At 66.1% G+C, this 2,888-nt stretch carries 5 protein-coding genes; 4 read left to right on the top strand and 1 reads right to left on the bottom strand.

Annotated features, from left to right (window positions below):
- From RMN84_RS06665 to RMN84_RS06650, 4 genes are all read left to right on the top strand, one after another.
- On the top strand, positions 1-601 hold a 601-nt coding region (locus RMN84_RS06665; RefSeq protein ID WP_309611405.1), incomplete at its 5' end, for a division plane positioning ATPase MipZ.
- A 22-nt stretch (positions 602-623) separates the two neighbouring features.
- Entirely contained in the window at positions 624-2,003 is a 1,380-nt protein-coding gene (pgmG, locus tag RMN84_RS06660) for a phosphoglucomutase/phosphomannomutase PgmG (protein WP_309611404.1), read from the top strand.
- 11 nt (positions 2,004-2,014) lie between these two features.
- Positions 2,015-2,395, top strand: a complete 381-nt coding sequence (locus RMN84_RS06655; protein ID WP_309611403.1) for a hypothetical protein — start codon at positions 2,015-2,017, stop codon at positions 2,393-2,395.
- A 69-nt stretch (positions 2,396-2,464) separates the two neighbouring features.
- The gene (locus RMN84_RS06650; RefSeq protein ID WP_309611402.1) at positions 2,465-2,605 is read left to right on the top strand and encodes a hypothetical protein; all 141 of its coding nucleotides are present in this window, start codon (positions 2,465-2,467) and stop codon (positions 2,603-2,605) included.
- Positions 2,606-2,649: 44 nt separating this feature from the next.
- Here RMN84_RS06650 and RMN84_RS06645 read toward each other — a convergent pair whose 3' ends face one another.
- The gene (locus RMN84_RS06645; protein ID WP_309611401.1) at positions 2,650-2,823 is read right to left on the bottom strand and encodes a hypothetical protein; all 174 of its coding nucleotides are present in this window, start codon (positions 2,821-2,823) and stop codon (positions 2,650-2,652) included.
- Positions 2,824-2,888 lie beyond the last annotated feature (65 nt).

Below are 2,888 nucleotides of genomic sequence, written 5' to 3'. Positions count from 1 at the left end.
TCCCCAGGCAGTCTATGAAGTGCTCGACGACCAGAGCGTCGAGGGCCTCGATGCCGCGATCGACCGTCTGTCCGGGCAGTGCGACGTGCTCGTCATCGACACGCCCGGCCGCGACGATCCGGTCGCCCGCGCCGCGATCCTCAAGGCCGACACGCTGGTCACACCGATGAACGACAGCTTCGTCGATCTCGACCTGATCGGCCAGGTCCACCCCGACACGTTCAAGATCACCAAGCCCAGCTTTTATGCCGAGCTGATCTGGAACAGCCGGACGCAGCGCGCCAAGGACACCGGCAAGGCCGTTGACTGGGTCGTCCTGCGCAATCGCCTGCAGCATATTCAGTCGCACAACCTCCATCGCGTCGGCGCGGCGATGGACGAGCTGGCGCGGCGGGTCGGCTTCCGCGTCATCCCCGGCCTCGGCGAGCGGGTGATTTATCGCGAGCTGTTCCCCAAGGGCCTGACCCTGCTCGACCTCGCCCTGCTCGGCGACGTCGGCATGGCGCATATCGCCGCCCGGCAGGAACTGCGCGAGATGATCGCGGGTTTGGCTATTCCGGCGGCCGATGAAAAACTGCAGCCGGTGGCCGCTGTCGCCTGACCATCCACACGGGGCATTGTTCATGAGTCACGAGTTCAACCCGACCATCCTGCGCGAATATGATGTCCGCGGCGTCGTCGGCCAGACGCTGTTTCCGGCCGATGCCCGTGCGCTCGGCCGCAGCTATGCCGCACTGGCGGTGTCCGAAGGCGCGAAGACGGTCGCCGTCGGCCGCGACGGGCGGACTCACTCGCCCGAGCTGGCGGCGGCGCTGATCGAAGGGCTGACGGCGGGCGGCCTCGACGTCGTTCGGATCGGCATGGGGCCGAGCCCGATGCTCTATTTTGCTGCGGCGACCCTGCCGGTCGACGGCGGGATTCAGGTCACCGGCAGCCACAACCCGGCCGACTATAACGGCTTCAAGATGCTGCTGAAGGGCCGCTCGGTATTCGGCGCGGAGATCCAGGCGCTGGGCAAGCGCGCCCGCGACGGCGACTGGTCGCAAGGTCAGGGCAACGTCAGCGATACCGACATCGAGGATGCCTATGTCGACCGCCTCATCCACGGTTTCGACGGCGGCGCGTATCGCATCGGCTGGGACGCGGGCAATGGTGCCGGTGGTCCGGTGCTGGAAAAATTGGTCAAGAAGCTTCCGGGCGAGCATCACCTGCTCTACACCGACGTGGACGGCAATTTCCCCAACCACCACCCCGACCCGACGGTCGAGGCCAACCTTGCCGACCTCAAGAAACTCGTTGCCGACAAGGGCCTCGACTTCGGCATCGCCTTCGACGGTGACGCCGACCGTATCGGCGCGGTCGACAGCATGGGCCGGGTGATCTGGGGCGACCAGATTGTCATGATCCTCGCCGGGCCGGTGCTCACGGCGCTGCCGGGGTCGACCATCATCGCCGACGTCAAGGCCAGCCAGACGCTGTTCGACCGCATCGCCGAGCTCGGCGGCAAGCCGCTGATGTGGAATACCGGGCACAGCCTGATCAAGGCGAAGATGAAGGAAACCGGGGCGCCCCTGGCGGGCGAGATGTCAGGCCATATCTTCTTCAAGCATGAGTGGTACGGCTTCGACGACGCGCTCTACGCCGCCGTCCGCCTGATCCGCGCCGTGACCGACAGCGGCAAGTCGCTGACCCAGTTGAAAAGCGAGATGCCAATCTCGGTCGCAACCCCCGAACTGCGCTTTCAGGTCGACGAGACGCGCAAGTTTGCGGTCATCGACGAAGTCGGCGCGCGTCTCGCCGCCGACGGCGCCAGCGTCGACAAGACCGACGGCGTGCGCGTCAAGACCGGCGACGGCTGGTGGCTGCTGCGCGCGTCCAATACCCAGGATGTCCTCGTCGCCCGCGCCGAAGCGAAGGACGAGGCCGGCCTGAAGCGGCTGACCGACGCCATCGACGCACAGCTCGCCGCCTCGGGTATCGAACGCACCGACGCTGCTCATTAAGGGAGCCGGCCATGAACATTCGTCTCGTCACCGTCGCCGCGCTTGCTGTGGCCCTCGTCTCACCGGCCCTGGCCCAGAAAGTCGACAATGACGTCCGCTGCATGCTGCTCAGCAACGTCTTCGCGCGTAGCGAGAAGGACACGGGCCGCCAGAAGGTCGCCGAGGTCGCGTCGATCTATTATTTCGGGCGAGTCGATGCGCGGCTTTCGGGCGACGCGCTGCGCCGGGCGATCCTCGATCAGGGCAAGTCGATGAGTGCCGCCAGCGCCGGACCGGCGATGACCGCTTGCGCGCGGACCATGCAGCAGCGCCGGCTGGCGTTCCAGTCGCTGGGCCAAAGCCTCGCCGCGTCGGCGGTAAAGGCTGCGCCCAGGCCGCCCGCGAAGAAATAGCGCGCGGGACCGCTCCGATCCGGATGAAGCGATAGCCATTCGTTAACGCACGCGGCGCATTCTCGCGCCATGGTCAACAGCCGCGCTCTTAAGTTCCGCATCTTCCTGGTCGCCGTCGCGTTCGGCTGCACCTCGCCGTCCCGCGCGGCGACGTCGGTCAGTGCCGACGCGGGCGCGACGCGCGCTATTTTCGACGCTTTGCCTGATTGAACGATCGCGCTGAACGGACGTAGTATTTTCGACGCCCGCTCGGCTCAGCCCGCCAGGATGGCGGCTGCGGTTTCTTCGATGGTGCCGGCGACCAGGATCGGGGTGCTGCCGACGATGCCGACCTGGGTCTGGCCATTTTCGTGCGTGCGCAGCCAGGCGACGTTGCCGACCACCACCAGATAGTCGCCGCCGCGCGATTTCATCGATACGAATTTCATGGGACTATCTCCTGGTCACATGGCCTCTAGGCGACCAGTCTGTTAATCGCGTTAACGTCAGTCCC

The organism is Sphingomonas sp. (assembly GCF_031380695.1).
Lineage (GTDB): Bacteria > Pseudomonadota > Alphaproteobacteria > Sphingomonadales > Sphingomonadaceae > Sphingomicrobium.
Note: the sequence above shows the minus strand (reverse complement) of the source record. Positions and strands in the feature narration are given on the sequence as shown.